Source organism: Actinophytocola sp., assembly GCF_035712165.1.
GTDB lineage: Bacteria > Actinomycetota > Actinomycetes > Mycobacteriales > Pseudonocardiaceae > DASYTH01.
The window spans coordinates 1-15,439 of record NZ_DASTBH010000390.1; the positions used below are offsets into that span (position 1 = coordinate 1).

At 71.1% G+C, this 15,439-nt stretch carries 17 protein-coding genes, 1 tRNA gene and 1 pseudogene; 6 read left to right on the plus strand and 13 right to left on the minus strand.

Translation table 11 applies throughout. The features are described 5' to 3' along the window. Positions 1 to 113: 113 nt before the first annotated feature. The 4 genes from VFO68_RS21635 to cmk all read right to left on the minus strand — a co-directional run bounded on the left by VFO68_RS21635 (position 114) and on the right by cmk (position 3,037). Positions 114 to 187: transfer RNA gene (locus VFO68_RS21635), tRNA-Pro, on the minus strand. Between the two features lie 53 nt (positions 188 to 240). Beyond that, the gene (gene der / locus VFO68_RS21640) at positions 241 to 1,653 is read right to left on the minus strand and encodes a ribosome biogenesis GTPase Der (RefSeq protein ID WP_325160174.1); all 1,413 of its coding nucleotides are present in this window, start codon (positions 1,651 to 1,653) and stop codon (positions 241 to 243) included. Then, positions 1,650 to 2,306, minus strand: coding sequence for a lysophospholipid acyltransferase family protein (locus VFO68_RS21645; protein WP_325160175.1), 657 nt, complete (start codon positions 2,304 to 2,306; stop codon positions 1,650 to 1,652). The genes der and VFO68_RS21645 overlap by 4 nt, the downstream gene beginning before the upstream one ends. Before the next feature lie 2 nt (positions 2,307 to 2,308). Continuing rightward, positions 2,309 to 3,037 carry a (d)CMP kinase gene (gene cmk / locus VFO68_RS21650; protein WP_325160176.1) on the minus strand — a complete coding sequence of 243 codons (729 nt, stop codon included), beginning with the start codon at positions 3,035 to 3,037 and terminating at the stop codon, positions 2,309 to 2,311. A gap of 273 nt (positions 3,038 to 3,310) precedes the next feature. Between cmk and VFO68_RS21655 the strand changes: the two genes are divergently transcribed. Together VFO68_RS21655 and VFO68_RS21660 are read left to right on the plus strand one after the other, a co-directional pair. Then, on the plus strand, positions 3,311 to 4,429 hold the full coding sequence (locus tag VFO68_RS21655) for a hypothetical protein (protein ID WP_325160177.1): 1,119 nt from the start codon (positions 3,311 to 3,313) through the stop codon (positions 4,427 to 4,429). A 17-nt stretch (positions 4,430 to 4,446) separates the two neighbouring features. Further along, entirely contained in the window at positions 4,447 to 4,833 is a 387-nt protein-coding gene (locus VFO68_RS21660; protein WP_325160178.1) for a RidA family protein, read from the plus strand. On the opposite strand, the gene mug is transcribed toward VFO68_RS21660, so the two are convergent. From mug to VFO68_RS21705, 9 genes are read right to left on the minus strand one after another with little or no spacing between them, the layout of a single operon-like run. Continuing rightward, positions 4,817 to 5,368: a G/U mismatch-specific DNA glycosylase gene (gene mug, locus VFO68_RS21665; RefSeq protein ID WP_325160179.1), complete on the minus strand. Its 552-nt coding sequence runs from the start codon at positions 5,366 to 5,368 to the stop codon at positions 4,817 to 4,819. The two genes, VFO68_RS21660 and mug, sit on opposite strands and share 17 nt — an antisense overlap. 4 nt (positions 5,369 to 5,372) lie before the next feature. Next, positions 5,373 to 5,711, minus strand: a complete 339-nt coding sequence (locus VFO68_RS21670; RefSeq protein WP_325160180.1) for a metal-sulfur cluster assembly factor — start codon at positions 5,709 to 5,711, stop codon at positions 5,373 to 5,375. Further along, the gene (gene sufU, locus VFO68_RS21675; protein ID WP_325160181.1) at positions 5,708 to 6,154 is read right to left on the minus strand and encodes a Fe-S cluster assembly sulfur transfer protein SufU; all 447 of its coding nucleotides are present in this window, start codon (positions 6,152 to 6,154) and stop codon (positions 5,708 to 5,710) included. Before sufU ends, VFO68_RS21670 begins: the two co-directional genes overlap by 4 nt. After that, positions 6,154 to 7,395, minus strand: coding sequence for a cysteine desulfurase (locus VFO68_RS21680; protein WP_325160182.1), 1,242 nt, complete (start codon positions 7,393 to 7,395; stop codon positions 6,154 to 6,156). Before VFO68_RS21680 ends, sufU begins: the two co-directional genes overlap by 1 nt. 13 nt (positions 7,396 to 7,408) lie before the next feature. Then, positions 7,409 to 8,182: a Fe-S cluster assembly ATPase SufC gene (sufC, locus tag VFO68_RS21685; protein WP_325160183.1), complete on the minus strand. Its 774-nt coding sequence runs from the start codon at positions 8,180 to 8,182 to the stop codon at positions 7,409 to 7,411. A 16-nt stretch (positions 8,183 to 8,198) separates the two neighbouring features. Next, positions 8,199 to 8,510, minus strand: coding sequence for a non-heme iron oxygenase ferredoxin subunit (locus VFO68_RS21690; protein WP_325160184.1), 312 nt, complete (start codon positions 8,508 to 8,510; stop codon positions 8,199 to 8,201). Further along, positions 8,507 to 9,664 (minus strand): Fe-S cluster assembly protein SufD, encoded by a 1,158-nt coding sequence (gene sufD / locus VFO68_RS21695; protein ID WP_325160185.1) that lies wholly within the window; start codon positions 9,662 to 9,664, stop codon positions 8,507 to 8,509. Before sufD ends, VFO68_RS21690 begins: the two co-directional genes overlap by 4 nt. Then, positions 9,665 to 11,098: a Fe-S cluster assembly protein SufB gene (gene sufB / locus VFO68_RS21700; RefSeq protein ID WP_325160186.1), complete on the minus strand. Its 1,434-nt coding sequence runs from the start codon at positions 11,096 to 11,098 to the stop codon at positions 9,665 to 9,667. Further along, positions 11,095 to 11,796: a metalloregulator ArsR/SmtB family transcription factor gene (locus tag VFO68_RS21705; protein WP_325160187.1), complete on the minus strand. Its 702-nt coding sequence runs from the start codon at positions 11,794 to 11,796 to the stop codon at positions 11,095 to 11,097. Before VFO68_RS21705 ends, sufB begins: the two co-directional genes overlap by 4 nt. 125 nt (positions 11,797 to 11,921) lie before the next feature. On the opposite strand from VFO68_RS21705, the gene mptB reads away from it, so the two are divergent. The 4 genes and pseudogenes from mptB to VFO68_RS21725 form a co-directional block, all read left to right on the plus strand. Next, positions 11,922 to 13,529, plus strand: coding sequence for a polyprenol phosphomannose-dependent alpha 1,6 mannosyltransferase MptB (gene mptB, locus VFO68_RS21710; protein WP_325160188.1), 1,608 nt, complete (start codon positions 11,922 to 11,924; stop codon positions 13,527 to 13,529). Positions 13,530 to 13,578: 49 nt separating this feature from the next. Continuing rightward, positions 13,579 to 14,517, plus strand: a complete 939-nt coding sequence (locus VFO68_RS21715) for an ABC transporter ATP-binding protein (protein ID WP_325160189.1) — start codon at positions 13,579 to 13,581, stop codon at positions 14,515 to 14,517. Then, entirely contained in the window at positions 14,514 to 15,299 is a 786-nt protein-coding gene (locus VFO68_RS21720) for an ABC transporter permease (RefSeq protein WP_325160190.1), read from the plus strand. Before VFO68_RS21715 ends, VFO68_RS21720 begins: the two co-directional genes overlap by 4 nt. 20 nt (positions 15,300 to 15,319) lie before the next feature. After that, a pseudogene (locus tag VFO68_RS21725) lies at positions 15,320 to 15,439 on the plus strand (heme A synthase); the annotation flags it as partial.

Genomic DNA, 15,439 nt, shown 5'->3' on the forward strand with positions numbered 1-15,439 from the left:
GTGGCAAGCAAACCCGCTGACCGGTGACCCGAGCGACCAGTAGTCACCCAGTTAGTCACCCGTGAGACGGTTCAGGCCCCGTCCGCTCCGAAGCGGACGGGGCCTGACCTGCGTCGGGCTGACAGGATTTGAACCTGCGACCCCTTGACCCCCAGTCAAGTGCGCTACCAAACTGCGCCACAGCCCGGCTGGCGCCCCGGGAGGGGTGCCACGGGGGAGTGTAGCGGGTGGGGGTGGGGGTTAGCGTTTGCGGGGGTGTTTTTCGCGGACGCGGATGGAGATGCGGATGGGGGTGCCGGGGAAGCCGAACCGGTCGCGGAACTTGCGTTCCAGGAAGCGGCGGTAGCCCGCCTCGAGGAAGCCCGTGGTGAAGAGGACCAGGGTGGGGGGGCGGGTTTGGGCTTGGGTGGCGAACAGCACCTTGGGCTGGCGGCCGTGGCGGACGGGGGGTGGGGTGGCGGCGATGAGCTCGGCCAGCCAGGCGTTGAGCTGGGCGGTGGGGATGCGTTTGTCCCACGAATCCAGGGCCGTGCGGAGGGCGGGGGCCAGTTTGCGGACGGAGCGGCCGGTCAGGGCGGAGACGTTGATCTTCTCCGCCCACGGGAGGCGGACCAGGTCGCGGTCCAGCTCCTTGGCTAGTTGGTGGCGGCGGTCCTCGTCCACCAGGTCCCACTTGTTGAGGGCCAGGACCAGGGCGCGGCCGGCGTCGACCACCATGGTGAGGATGCGGAGGTCCTGCTCGGTGATGGGGTCGCTGGCATCGAGCAGGACGATGGCTACTTCGGCGGCTTCGATGGCGGCGCGGGTGCGCAACGAGGCGTAGTACTCGGTGCCGCTGGCGGTGTTGACGCGTTTGCGCAGGCCGGCGGTGTCGACGAAGCGCCAGATGTCGTCGTCGAGTTCGACCAGGGAGTCGACGGGGTCGACGGTGGTGCCGGCTACGGGGTCCACTACGGCGCGGTTTTCGCCGGTGAGGCGGTTGAGGAGGCTTGACTTGCCGACGTTGGGCTTGCCGACGAGGGCTACCCGGCGGGGGCCGCCGGTGACGCCGAAGATCTCGCGGGGGGTTTCGGGGAGGGCAGCCAGGATGGCGTCGAGCAGGTCGCCGGAGTTGCGGCCGTGCAGGGCACTCACGGGATGGGGGTGGCCCAGGCCGAGGGACCACAGCGCGGCTGTGTCGGCCAGCAGGCGGTCGTCGTCGACCTTGTTGGCGGCCAGGAGCACCGGCGCCTTGGAGCGGCGCAGGACCTTGGCGGCGGCCTCGTCGGTGCTGGTCGCGCCGACGGTGGCGTCCACCACCAGGAGCACGGCGTCGGCGGTGGCCATGGCGAGCTCGGCCTGTTCGGTGACGGCGGCGCCGAGGCCGGCGGCCTGGGGGTCCCAGCCGCCCGTGTCAACCACGGTGAACCGGCGGCCGTTCCACAGGGCGTCGTAGGCGACCCGGTCGCGGGTCACGCCGGGTTTGTCCTGCACGACCGCCTCGCGCCGGCCGAGGATGCGGTTCACCAGGGTCGACTTGCCGACGTTGGGCCGGCCGACCACCGCCAGGACCGGTTGCGGCGGTTGGGCATCGGTGTCGTCGCCGTGGCCGAACTCCTCGTCGGCGACGGTCCATTCGGACTCGTCGGTCCAGGTGCCATCGAAGTCGGTCATGCCGCTTTGTCCTGCTCTCGCAACCGGTCCAGCTCCCCGACCAAGTCGGCCAGCCGGACACGAATCTCCTCGGTGGCCACCGTCAGCCCGGTCCGTCCACGTTGGACGGACACGGTGAACGGCGCCCCGACCAGTACGTCCACCCGCGGCCGAAACCGCCGGCCACTCCCCTGCGGCCGTAACGTGCCCCGGCACGCCACCGGGAGCACCACGGCTCCGGAGGAGCGCACCAACCAGGCCGCGCCCTGCTCGGCCCGCAACACGTCACCGCCGCCCCGGGTGCCCTCCGGAAACACCCCGACCAGCCCGCCGGCCCGCAGAAACCGTACCGCCGCGAGCAGCGGTTCCCGGTCGGGCTCGCCGCGCCGGATGCTGAGCTGGCCGATCCAGCGCAGCCAGCGGCCGGCCGGTCCGCGCGCCAACTCCTCCTTGACCAGGAACACCGCCCGGCGGTCGACCATTCCGAAGATGACCTGCGGCTCGACCAGCGAACTGTGGTTGGCCACCAGCACCACCGGCCCGGTGGGCGGAATCCGTTCCCTGCCGTGGAACCGGATCCGGAACGCGGGCCGGTGCAGCCAGGTCGCCACCCAGCGCCCGAGGTCGTGCAACCACGGTTTCGCGCCGTCCGGCAGGGCGGGTGGGGTCGGCACCCTCACCACCCGGCGCGCTCGGCCGCCACCCCGCGCAGACCGCGCTCGTCCACGATGGCCAGCAGCCGATCGAGCACCGCGGGCAGGTCCAGATCGGTGGTGTCCAACCGCACCGCGTCCTCGGCGGCCCGCAGCGGCGCGGCGGCCCGCGAGGAGTCCAACCGGTCCCGCCGGTCCACGTCCTGCCGCGTGTCGTCCACAGTGGACACTCGACCCTCGGCGGCGTCCTGGCGGGCGCGGCGCTGCGCCCGGGCGTCGGAGGAGGCGGTGAGGAACACCTTCAGCGCGGCGTCCGGGGCGACCACGGTTCCGATGTCGCGACCCTCCACCACGATCCCGCCGGCGCGGGCGCACTCCCGCGCGATGATCTCCCGCTGGCCGGCCTTGAGCAGTTCGCGCACCCCCGGGATGGCCGAGACGGCGGACACCGCCAGCGTGACGGCCCGGCCGCGGATCTCGGCCGCGATGTCCTCGTCGCCGAGGTGCACGGTCGGCCGCTCCGGGTCGGTGCCCATCCGCAGGTCGACGGCCTCGGCGATGGGGAGCACGGCGGCCTCGTCGTCCGGGGCGACGCCGGCCCGCAGTGTGGCCAGGGTCACCGCCCGGTACATCGCTCCGGTGTCGAGGTAGCTCGCCCCGAGCCGGCTGGCCAGACGGCGCGCGACGGTCGACTTGCCGGTGCCCGACGGTCCGTCCAGCGCAACGACGCCGCGCAGATCACCAGCTTCCACCCGTGGGCCTCCTACCGCCTCGCCTGTCGCTGCGCTCCATTCTGCCTGGACCGTTCCGGCGCTGCTCCCACCGGGCGGCCGCACCCGGGGACGCCCCGCGAGTGAGCGGTAACAGTTCCCCGCAATTCGTTTCTTCGCAGGTAGCGGAACTGATCCAAAATCGGTCCAGCAAATCCGTCACGGTGTGTATCAGATGAATTCTGGCAACTGTGGGCATGAATCATCCGAATGCTGCACGATTCGACGACCGGTCGCTGTTAGTCTCATTTGTTGATGACCACATCAGCCCCGGGCGCTCCGGTACCCGACGACGAACCGGATGTCGCGCACGGCACCGAGTCGTCTGTACAGGTCGAACCGACGGCAGAGCCCGAGCCGCCGGCTCCGTCCGACGTGCCCGAGCCGGAATCCAAGCCGCCGCCGTGGCTGTTCGAACCGTACTCGACTTCGGGTGCGCAACGTATTCGAGAAACGCCCCGTCCCGGTTTCCTGGTCGCCGGTTCGGCGATCCTGCTGCTGGTGGGCGGTCTGGTCGCGGTGGTCGCATTCTTCGCCATGAAAGGCCCGGTCGAGGCGATCGCCGGTTCGGCCCGGGCCGGCGTGGCGGTACTGGACCCGGTGACGACGAACACCAGCGAGACGCCGGCCACCAGCGGCCCGGTGACCACCAGTGGCGCCCCGGCGGTCACCCCGAGCGACGACCCGTCGCCGACTGCTAACCCCGGCGAGTCCGCGGGCGGCCTGCTGGCCCTGCTCGCCGCCCACCCGCTGTCCTCCTCCCCCATGACCATGCCGAACACCGCGTGCGCGCTGCACAGGTTCGACCCCGCCGACGACCGGCAACTGGCCTTCTTCCAGGAGGCCAAGGTCTGCGCGGACGCGGCGTGGGCGGCGGTCCTCGACGCGGCCGGGATCCCGGCCCCGGGGATCGACCTGGTGGTGGTGCAGGGCGCGCCGGTGGCCACCCCGTGCGGGCCGGTCAACCCGACGGACCCGGCCACCCAGTGCCGGTCGACCGTGTACATGACGCCGGCGCACCTGCGGGACGTCGAGGGCAACGGCCGCTACCCCGGCCGTTACTTCGGGGTGTTCCTGCGCACGTACGCCAAGGCGGTGCAGGAGGTGACCGGGCTCGCCATCCTGCATGCCACGGCGCGCAGCCAGCCCGACGCGCGGATCGCCGACCTGGACACGCGGCTGGCCCAGCAGGCGACCTGCCTGGCCGGCGTGGCGGCCGGCGCGATGTCCGGGCAGGGCGCGGTGGACGCCAACATCACCAAGGAGATCCACGATCGACTGTCCGATGTAGACGCTCCAGCGGATGCGAGTGCCTGGCTGGACAAGGGATATCAGACCCGATCACTGGCCGCCTGCAACAGCTGGGCGGAGTAGGCGTTAACCTGATCAACATGGAGATCCTCGTCCGCAACCCCACCGACGGCGTCTATCCGGCCAGTGACGACTACGTCCATGCCATGGAGGTGCGCGGCGCGCAGCGGTTGCTGTTCGTGGCGGGCACGATGGGCCTGGACGCCGACGGGAAGCCCGGCGCGACGCTTTCCGAGCAGTTGGACCTGATCTGGCACAACATCCGCGCGATCCTGGCCTCGGCCGGCCTGACGGTGGACAACATCGTGCGGCTGACCAGCTACCTGCGGGACGCCTCGTACGCGGAGGCCAACGCGGCTGCCCGGACGGCGGCACTCGGCGGCCGGGCGGTGCCCACCACCGCGATCGTCGCGCAGACCCTGGACGGCGACTGGCTGGTCGAGATCGAGGTCATCGCGGCGGCGTGACCGCGGCGCGCAGCCGCGCGAACTCGGCGGCCAGGCCGTCGAGCTGAAAGTGGGCATTGAGGCCGCTCGGGTTCGGCAGCACCCAGACCCGGCTGTCGGCGATGGGCTCGGGTTGCGGACCGAGCACGGCTTTCGGGCGGGCGAAGGCGGTGCGGTAGGCGGTGATGCCGACCACGGCGACGAACCGGGGGCGGTACCGGGTGGCCAGGCCGGTCAGCCGGGCCGCACCGGCGAGCAACTCGTCGGCGGTCAGCTCGTCCGCGCGGGCGGTGGCCCGGGCGACCAGGTTGGTGACGCCGAGGCCGAGCCCGGGCAGGAGCTCCTGCTCGGCGGGCCGCAGCAGCCGCGGGGTGAAGCCGGACAGGTGCAGCGCCGGCCAGAACCGGTTGCCGGGCCGGGCGAAGTGGTGGCCGGTGGCGGCGGAGTACAGGCCGGGGTTGATGCCGCAGAACAACACGGTGAGGTCCGGACCGAGCACGTCCGGAATGGTCCGGGTACGGGCGGCCACCAGATCGGCGGCGGTCGGTCCCGGCACCGGTTCAGACGGTGAAACCGAGGGCGCGCAACTGCTCGCGGCCGTCCTCGGTGATCTTCTCCGGGCCCCACGGCGGCATCCAGACCCAGTTGATCCGGAAGTCCTGCACCAGCCCACCCCCAGGGCCGGCGGTGAGCGCGGCGCGGGTCTGGTCCTCGATCACGTCGGTCAGCGGGCAGGCTGCCGAGGTGAGCGTCATGTCGATGGTGGCGGAGTTGTCCTCCTCAACCCGGATGTCGTAGACGAGCCCGAGGTCGACCACGTTGATGCCCAGTTCGGGGTCGACCACGTCCCGCATGGCCTCCTCGACGTCCTCCACCGCCGCCAGTTCGGCCTCGCTCATCGCGTCTCGCCTCCATCCGCGCGGGACACCGCGTCCTTGAATGCCATCCAACCCAGCAAAGCACACTTGACCCGGGCCGGATACCGGGCGACGCCGGCGAACGCGACCGCGTCCTCCAGCACCTCTTCGTCCGGCTCCACCTGGCCGCGACCCTGGATCAGCGTCACGAAAGCGTCCATTGTGGACATGGCGTCCCGCAGTCCGTGGCCGACCACCAGGTCGGTGAGCACGGACGTGGACGCCTGGCTGATCGAGCAGCCCTGGCCCTCGTAGGACACGTCCTCGACGGTGTCGCCGGCGAGCTTCACCCGCAGCGTCACCTCGTCGCCGCAGGTCGGGTTGACCTGGAAGGACTCCGCGTCGAACGGCTCCCGCAGCCCGCGCCGGTGCGGGTTCTTGTAGTGGTCCAGGATGATCTCCTGGTACATGGAGTCGAGGTTCATCAGCCGAAGACCTTCTTCACCCGGGCCAGTCCGTCCACCAACGCGTCCGCCTCGGCGGGCGTGTTGTACAGGTAGAACGACGCCCGGGTGGTCGCCGGAATTCCGAACCGCACCACCGCCGGCCGGGCGCAGTGGTGCCCGACGCGGACCGCGATGCCCTGCTCGTCCAGGATCCGGCCCACGTCGTGCGGGTGGATGCCCTCCAGCGAGAACGACACCTCGGCCACCCTGCCCTCGGCGGTGTCCGGCCCGATGATCCGCAGGCCGGGCACCGTGTGCAGCCGCTCCAGCACGTACCGGGTCAACTCCGCCTCGTGCTCGGCGATCGCGTCCATCCCGACGCCGGTCAGGTAGTCGACGGCCGCGCCGAGGCCCACCGCCTCGGCGATCGGCGGTGTGCCGGCCTCGAACTTGTGCGGCGGCGCGGCGAACGTGGAGCGCTCCATGGTGACCAGTTCGATCATCTCGCCGCCGCCGAGGAACGGTGGCAGCGCGCGGAGCAGTTCGCCCCGCCCCCACAGCACCCCGATGCCGGTCGGGCCGAGCATCTTGTGCCCGGTGAACGCGACGAAGTCGGCGCCGAGGGCCTGAACGTCCAGCGGCAGGTGCGGGACGGACTGCGAGGCGTCCAGCAGCACCAGCGCGCCCACCTCGCGGGCCCGCCGGATCACCGTCTCCACCGGGTTGATCGTGCCGAGCAGGTTGGACACGTGCACCATGGACACGATCCTCGTCCGCTCGTTGACCACATCGTCCAAAGTGGACAGATCGAGCCGGCCGTCCTCGGTGATCCGGAACCAGCGCAGCGTCGCACCGGTGCGCTCGGCAAGCTGGTGCCAGGGAACGATGTTCGAGTGGTGTTCCATCTCGGTGATCACGATCTCGTCGCCGGGACCGACCCGGTACGGCGGATCGGCGTCACCGAGCACCCGGGCCACCAGGTTCATCGCCTCGGACGAGTTCTTGGTGAAGATTACCTCGTCGCGGCTGGGCGCCGAGATGAACGCGGCCACCCTGTCCCGCGCGGACTCGTAGAGCGCCGTGGCCTCCTCGGCCAGCGTGTGGATGCCGCGGTGCACGTTGGCGTTGTGCTGCTCGTAGTAGTCGACGATCGCCTCGATGACCTGCCGAGGTTTCTGTGACGTGGCAGCGTTGTCCAGGTACACCAACGGTTTGTCGCCGTGCACCACCCGGTCCAGGATCGGGAAGTCCTTGCGGATCGCTTCGACGTCCAGAGCCACGACAAATCCCCTCTCAGCCGATGCTCGCGGGCTCCTGCTTGCCCGTGAACCGCACGTAGCCCTCTTCCTCGAGCCGGTCGGCAAGCTCCGAACCCCCGGACTCGACGATCCGGCCACCGGCGAACACGTGCACGAAGTCCGGGGTGATGTGCCGCAGGATCCGGGTGTAGTGGGTGATCAGCATGACGCCGACCTCGCCGGAGGCCTTGAAGTGGTTGATGCCGGCGGAAACCACCCGCAGCGCGTCCACGTCCAGCCCGGAGTCGGTCTCGTCCAGGATCGCGATCTTCGGCTGGAGCAGCGCCAACTGCAGGATCTCGTGCCGCTTCTTCTCGCCGCCGGAGAACCCCTCGTTCACGCTGCGCTCGGCGAAGGCGGGGTCGATGTCCAGCGCGGCCATCGCCTCCTTGACCTCCTTGACCCACAGCCGCAGCTTCGGGGCCTCGCCGCGGACCGCGGTGACCGCGGTGCGCAGGAAGTTGGACATGGACACGCCGGGCACCTCGACCGGGTACTGCATGGCGAGGAACAGCCCCGCCCGCGCCCGCTCGTCGACGCTCATGTCCAGCACGCTCTCGCCGTCCAGCAGGATCGAACCGGACGTCACCTGGTACTTGGGATGGCCGGCGATCGCGTAGGACAGGGTCGACTTGCCCGACCCGTTCGGACCCATGATCGCGTGCGTCTCGCCGGCCCGGATGGTCAGGTCGACGCCGGCGAGGATCTCCTTCTCGACCTCGTCGGCGACGACCGAGACGTGCAGGTCCTTGATCTCGAGGGTGGCCATCTACTTCCTTCAGCTCTCAGTTGACCGGGGTCAGGTCCACGTAGACCTGCCCGTCGGTGATCGTCACGGGGAACACGTCGACCGGTTCGGTGGCCGGCGGTGCGGATGGCGCCCCGGTGCGCAGGTCGAAGCAGGACCCGTGCAGCCAGCACTCCAGGCCCTTGCCGGTGACCTCGCCCTCGGACAGCAGCAGTTCGGCGTGCGAGCACTCGTCGCGCAGCGCGTGCACCTGGTCGCCCTGGCGCACCAGGACGACCGGCACGTCACCGATCTCGGTGCCGAACGGCTTGCCGTCGTCGAGATCGGACAGTGCGCAGACCGGAGTCATGTGCCGACCGCCTCGAGCTCCGCCTCGATCGCCGCCGCCAGCCGCTCGCGCAGCTCCGGAACGCCGATCTTCATCAGGATCTCGTGGAAGAACCCGCGCACCACCAGGCGCCGCGCGGTCTCCTCCGGGATGCCGCGGGCCCGCAGGTAGAACAGCTGCTCGTCGTCGAACCGGCCGGTCGCGCTGGCATGCCCGGCGCCGGCGATCTCGCAGGTCTCGATCTCCAGGTTCGGCACCGAGTCGGCCCGGGCGCCGTCGGTGAGCACCAGGTTGCGGTTGAGCTCGAAGGTCTCGGTGCCCTCCGCCGCGGCCCGGATCAGCACGTCGCCGATCCACACGGTGTGGGCGCCCTCGCCCTGGAGCGCACCCTTGTAGGTCACCTGGCTGCGGCAGTTGGGCACCGCGTGGTCGACGAAGGTGCGGTGCTCCTGGTGCTGGCCGGCGTCGGCGAAGTACAGCCCGAGCAACTCCACGTCGCCGCCCCGCTCGGTGAACGTGGCGGTCGGGCTGACCCGCACCAGGTCGCCGCCCAGGGTGATCACGGTGTGCTTGAGCGTGGCGTCCCGGCCGATCCGCGCGTGGTGCGCGGACACGTGCACCGCGTCGTCGGCCCAGTCGTGCACGGCCACGACGGTCAGCTTCGCGCCGTCGTCCACCACGAACTCGACGTTCTCGGCGTAGCTGCCGGATCCCCGGTAGTCGAGAACGACGACGGCCTGGGCGAACCGCTCGGCCCGGATCTGCAGGTGCCCGTAGGCGATCGCGTCGGCCCCCGGCCCGGTCACGGTGACCACGGCGGGCGCGGCAGCGGCCGTCTCGCGGGGCACGGTCAGCACGGTGGCCTCGGTGAACGAGCACCAGGCCTGCGCGGCGATCCGGTCGCCCGGCGTGCCGGCCACGCCCAGCCGGTCGTCGCCGCGTGGCGCGGTGTCCACCCGAACGTCGTCACCGGCGCTCACCTCGACGGTGGCCGCGCCGGTCGCCGCCAAGCCGGTGTGCAGCCCGCGCAGCCGCTTCATCGGCGTGAAGCGCCAGATCTCCTCCCGGCCGCCGGGCACCTCGAACGCGTCGACGTCGAACGAGGTGAACCACTCGGCACGGGATGCCTGAGGTACCACCGCACCGTGCGAGTGCGGCGTCGTAGTAGCCGACATTTAGCCGACGGCCCCTTCCATCTGCAGCTCGATGAGCCGGTTGAGCTCCAGCGCGTACTCCATGGGCAGCTCGCGGGCGATCGGCTCGACGAACCCGCGCACCACCATGGCCATCGCCTCGTCCTCGGACAGGCCACGGGACATCAGGTAGAACAGCTGGTCCTCACTGATCTTGGACACCGTGGCCTCGTGACCCATCGAGACGTCGTCCTCGCGAATGTCCACATAGGGATAGGTGTCCGAGCGGCTGATCGTGTCCACCAGCAGCGCGTCGCACTTCACCGTGGAACGGGAGTTGTGGGCGCGCTTGTTCACCTGCACCAGACCGCGGTAGGAGGTGCGGCCACCGCCCCGCGCGACCGACTTCGACACGATCGTCGAGGAGGTGTGCGGCGCCATGTGGACCATCTTCGCGCCGGCATCCTGGTGCTGGCCCTCGCCGGCGAAGGCGATCGAGAGCACCTCGCCCTTGGCGTGCTCGCCCATCAGGAACACCGACGGGTACTTCATGGTGACCTTGGAGCCGATGTTGCCGTCGATCCACTCCATGGTCGCGCCCGCCTCCGCCTTGGCCCGCTTGGTGACCAGGTTGTAGACGTTGTTCGACCAGTTCTGGATCGTGGTGTACCGGCAGCGGCCGCCCTTCTTCACGATGATCTCCACCACCGCGGAGTGCAGCGAGTCCGACGAGTAGATCGGCGCGGTGCAGCCCTCGACGTAGTGCACGTAGGCGCCCTCGTCGACGATGATCAGGGTCCGCTCGAACTGGCCCATGTTCTCGGTGTTGATCCGGAAGTAGGCCTGCAGCGGGATGTCCACGTGCACGCCCGGCGGCACGTAGATGAACGACCCGCCGGACCACACGGAGCCGTTGAGCGCGGAGAACTTGTTGTCGCCGTGCGGGATCACCGAGCCGAAGTACTCCTGGAACAGCTCGGGGTGCTCCCGCAGGCCGGTGTCGGTGTCCAGGAAGATCACGCCGAGGGCCTCAAGGTCCTCGCGGATCTTGTGGTAGACCACCTCGGACTCGTACTGCGCGGCGACGCCGGCCACCAGGCGCTGCTTCTCCGCCTCCGGGATGCCCAGCCGGTCGTAGGTGTTCTTGATGTCCTCGGGCAGGTCCTCCCAGCTGGCGGCCTGCTTCTCGGTCGAGCGCACGAAGTACTTGATGTTGTCGAAGTCGATGCCGGACAGGTCGGCGCCCCAGTTGGGCATCGGCTTCCGGTCGAACAGCCGCAGCGCCTTGAGCCGGGACTCGAGCATCCACTCCGGCTCGTTCTTCTTCGCCGAGATGTCCCGGACGACGGCCTCGGACAGACCCCGCTGAGCGCCCGTGCCGGCGGCGTCGGAGTCGGCCCAGCCGAACTCGTAGCGGCCCAGCGTGGCGAGCGTCTCCTCCTGGGTCAGCGGGGTGCGCTCCGCTGCGGTGGTCATGAAGGCGTCCCTTCGGTTGTGGTGGTCGGTGTCCGCGGGGCGGGAACGGGACCGCCCAGCGGGACGTGCGTGGTGCACGCGGCGTCGCCGCGCGCGATGGTGGCCAGCCGCTGCACGTGGATGCCGAGCAGGTCGGCGAACGCCGCCGTCTCGACCTCGCACAGCTGAGGGAACTCGGCCGCCACATGCGCGACCGGGCAGTGGTGCTGGCACAGCTGTTCCCCCGCGCCCACCTGCCGCGTTGACGCAGCGTATCCCTCACGGGTGAGCGCGGCGGCGAGGGCCTTGGCCCGCTCGGCGGGGTCCTCCTGGGCCAGTACCGCGGCCCGGTGCGGACCCACCAGGCCGGCGACGCGGCGCTGGGCGAACGCGCGGACCGCGTCCTCCCCGCCGGTCTCGGCCAGGAACCGCAGCGCGCTGATCGCGAGGTCGTCGTAGGCGTGCCCGAACCGGGCCCGGCCCGTCTCGGTGAGCAGGAACACCTTGGCCGGGCGGCCGCGGCCGCGCTGGCCCCGGACCGGCGCCTCCCGCGGGTACGCCTCGCCCGCGGCCACCAGGGCGTCCAGATGCCGGCGCACGGCCGTCATGCTGATCCCCAGCGTGTCGGCGATCGCGGCGGCCGTGATCGGGCCGTCCTCGAGCAGCAGCCTGGCCACACCCCTGCGGGTGCGCCCTTCGGCATGCAGCTCGTTTTTCACAACACAAGTGTGTCGTATTTATGGGACCGTGGCAAAGTTCGGCCCGGCCAGGGTGACTGGGCTCACGCCCCCGGGAAAGTCGCTACCCTTCGGGCGTGGTCGCGGGAGAAGCACGAGGTGAGACCGTGTCCCGCAGCGCCGACCCACCCATCGACGCCGGACCTCCGGCACCGGGCGGCTCCAGCGGGGCCTTAGAGGCCCGCGAGCGGCGACAGCTCGACCTGATCCGGCGGTTCGGCACGGTCGGCGCGCTGCTGCTGGCGATCGGGTCGCTCGGCGCCGGGGCGGCGCCGGTGTTCAACCCGGTCTTCCGGCTGCCCGTGCTCGGGCTGTTCAGCCGCATGCCCACGATCGCGCTGGCCGTCGCCTTCACCGGCATGTTCATGGTCGTGCTGGCCTGGCTCGCGCTCGGCCGGCTGGCCCGGCCCGGCCGGGACCGCATCATGTCGGTCCCCCAGATGGCCCGCACGCTGGTCATGTGGGTCACTCCCCTGGTCTTCAGCGTCCCGATGTTCAGCCGCGACGTCTACAGCTACCTGGCGCAGAGCGAGATCGCCGCGCGCGGCTTCGACCCCTACGAGGTCGGCCCGGCCCAGGCGCTGGGCAACGACGACCCGCTCACCCGCGGGGTGCCGACCGTCTGGCGGGACACCCCGTCGCCCTACGGGCCGGTGTTCATCACGATCGGCAAGATGATCAACTGGCTGACCGGCAACCACGTGGTGTGGGGAGTGGCGCTGCACCGGCTGCTCGCGCTGATCGGCCTGGCCATGATCGTCTGGGCGCTGCCCCGGCTGGCCCGCCGGTTCGGGGTCAACCCGGTGAGCGCGCTGTGGCTCGGCGCACTCAACCCGCTGGTGCTGTTCCACCTGGTCGTCGGCGTGCACAACGAGGCTCTGGCGATCGCCCTCATGCTGGTCGGCTTCGAGTTGGCGCTGCGCAGGATGCCCCGGGTCGGGCCCGACGGGCCGTTCCCACCCTGGCAGCGCGGCGAGTTGCTCTGGTACGCCATCGGCGCCAGCGTGATCACCGTGGGCGCCGCCGTGAAGATCCCCGCTGCCCTCGCCCTCGGGTTCCTCGGCGTCATGATCGCCCGCCGGATGGGCGGCCGGTGGTCGCAGCTGTTCCTGGTGGCCGGCGGGCTGCTGGCGGTGTTCCTGGTCGTGCTCACCGTGGCGGCGCTGGCCAGCGGGCTCGGTCTGGCCGGCTTCGGCTGGGTGACCACGCTCAACACGGCCAGCACGATCAAGAGCTGGATGGCCCCGACCACCTCGCTCGGTCTCGCCGCGGGCGGTCTCGGCATCCTGCTCGGCCTCGGCAACCACATCGACGCGGCGATCTCGGCCAGCCGCGTGGTCGGCGCCATTCTCGGCCCGATGATCGCGGCCAAGCTGCTGCTCGACAGCTTCCGGTGGCGGCTGCGCCCGATGATCGGGCTGGGCGCCGGGCTGGGCGCGGTGCTGCTGTTCGGCGCCGTCGTGCAGCCCTGGTACCTGCTCTGGGCGGCGGTGCCGCTGGCCGCGGCGGCCGGCAACACCCGGTTCCGCATGGCCGCGACGGTCATCTGCGCGGTGCTCGCCATCGTCCTGCCGGCGACCGGCAACACCTTCGACGGCCGCACCTTCGTGCTGCCCTACACCTACGTGGCCGCGGTGCTCGTGGTCCTGCTCGCGGTCGCCGTGACCTACCGGCGCTTCCCCCGCCCGATCCGCCTGCCCCGCGAGAAACCCTAGGTGGATCCCATTCAGCCGGAGCGGATTCGCACGCCCTAGGCTTTGGATCGTGACCAGTTCCGCGACCGCACCCGCCGTGGCGGTCACCGGTCTGGTCAAGCACTACGGCGCCACGACCGCGGTCGCCGGGCTCGACCTGCACCTCGACCGCGGCCAGGTACTGGCGCTGCTCGGCCCGAACGGGGCCGGCAAGACCACCACGATCGAGGTCTGCGAAGGGTTCCTGCGCGCCGACGCCGGCACCGTCCGGGTGCTCGGCCTGGATCCGGCCGCCGAGGGCGAGCGGCTGCGGCCCCGGATCGGTGTGATGCCGCAGGGCGGCGGCGCCTACCCGGGTGTGCGGGCCACCGAGATGATCAATCTGGTGGCCGCGTGCGCGGCCGACCCGATCGACCCGGTCTGGCTGCTCGACGTGCTGGGCCTCACCCCGGTCCGGCGCACCCCCTACAAACGCCTGTCCGGCGGGCAGCAGCAGCGCCTGTCGCTGGCCTGCGCGCTGGTCGGCCGGCCGGAACTGGTGTTCCTGGACGAACCGACCGCCGGGCTCGACCCGCAGGCCCGCCGGCTGGTCTGGGACCTCGTGGCGGCGCTGCGCACGGACGGCGTCAGCGTGTTGCTCACCACCCACCTGATGGAGGAGGCGGAGACGCTGGCCGACCATGTGGTGATCATCGACCACGGACACGTGGTGGCCGAGGGCAGCCCGCGGGCGCTCACGCTGGAACAGCCCGAGACCGCCCAGCTGCGGTTCCGCGCCGCTCCCGGGCTGGACATCGCACTGCTGTCCGGCGCGCTGCCGGAGGGCTGCGAGGTGCGTGAGCCGACGCCGGGCTGGTACCTGGTGTCCGGGCGGGCCGACCCCCAGGTGCTCTCCGCGGTCACCGCCTGGTGCGCCCAGCAGGGCGTGCTCGCCGAGGAGCTGCGGGTCGGCAGGCGCAGCCTCGAGGACGTGTTCCTGGAGCTGACCGGACGGGAGCTGCGCCAGTGACCACCGCCTCGCCGTTTCCGCCCGGCACGTTCACCCCGGCGCCCGGACGCGGCCGGCCGGCCCGGATGCTGTTCGTGCACGCCCGCACCGAGGCGCTGCTGACCCTGCGCAACAGCGAGCAGATCCTGCTCACCCTGCTGATCCCGCTGGCGTTGCTGGTCGGGCTGACCCTGATGACGATGTTCTCGATCCCGGAGCCGCGGATCGACCACGTCACCCCGCGGATCTTCGCGCTGGCCGTGATGTCCTCGGCGTTCACCGGCGCGGCGATCGCACTCGGCTTCGACCGCCGTTACGGGGTGCTCAAGCGGCTCGCGGCGACCGCCCTGCCGCGCTGGCTGCTGGTCGCCGGGCGGGTGCTGGCCGGTCTGGTCGTGGTGCTGATTCAGTTGGTCGTGCTCGGGGTGGTGGCGGCGATCCTCGGCTGGTCGCCGGACCCGGCCGGGTTCGCCTGGGCGGTGCTGCTGGTGATCGCCGGCACGCTCACCTTCGGCGCCCTCGGCGTGCTGCTCGGCGGGATGTTCAAGGCCGAGGTGGTGCTGGCACTGGCCAACATCGTGTGGTTCGTGCTGCTGTTCGCCGGCGGGATCGTGTTCCCGGCGGACTCGCTGCCGGGCGCGATGGGAACGGTCGTCGCGCTGCTGCCGTCGGCCGCGCTGGCCGAGGGCATGCGCGCCGCGCTGGTGGACGGCACCGCCCCCGCGCTGAGCGTGTTCGTCGTGCTCATCGGGTGGGGGCTGGCCGCGGGCGCGCTGGCGACCCGGACCACTCGGCTGACCTGACCGGAACCTACGATCAAGGGGTGCTGGAACGCGTACCCGCCCCGAGCCGCCGGTTGCAACGTGCCTGTGCGATCGCGGTGGTCGCCACCCAGGCGCTGATCGCGGTCACCGGCTCGGTCGTCCGGGTCACCGGCTCCGGG

Bases quoted from the DNA above. Each gene is read 5' to 3' on its own strand.
- der (WP_325160174.1), bottom strand. From the start codon at position 1,653: ATGACCGACTTCGATGGCACCTGGACCGACGAGTCCGAATGGACCGTC.
- VFO68_RS21655 (WP_325160177.1), top strand. From the start codon at position 3,311: ATGACCACATCAGCCCCGGGCGCTCCGGTACCCGACGACGAACCGGAT.
- VFO68_RS21660 (WP_325160178.1), top strand. From the start codon at position 4,447: ATGGAGATCCTCGTCCGCAACCCCACCGACGGCGTCTATCCGGCCAGT.
- VFO68_RS21670 (WP_325160180.1), bottom strand. From the start codon at position 5,711: ATGAGCGAGGCCGAACTGGCGGCGGTGGAGGACGTCGAGGAGGCCATG.
- sufU (WP_325160181.1), bottom strand. From the start codon at position 6,154: ATGAACCTCGACTCCATGTACCAGGAGATCATCCTGGACCACTACAAG.
- sufC (WP_325160183.1), bottom strand. From the start codon at position 8,182: ATGGCCACCCTCGAGATCAAGGACCTGCACGTCTCGGTCGTCGCCGAC.
- VFO68_RS21690 (WP_325160184.1), bottom strand. From the start codon at position 8,510: ATGACTCCGGTCTGCGCACTGTCCGATCTCGACGACGGCAAGCCGTTC.
- sufD (WP_325160185.1), bottom strand. From the start codon at position 9,664: ATGTCGGCTACTACGACGCCGCACTCGCACGGTGCGGTGGTACCTCAG.
- sufB (WP_325160186.1), bottom strand. From the start codon at position 11,098: ATGACCACCGCAGCGGAGCGCACCCCGCTGACCCAGGAGGAGACGCTC.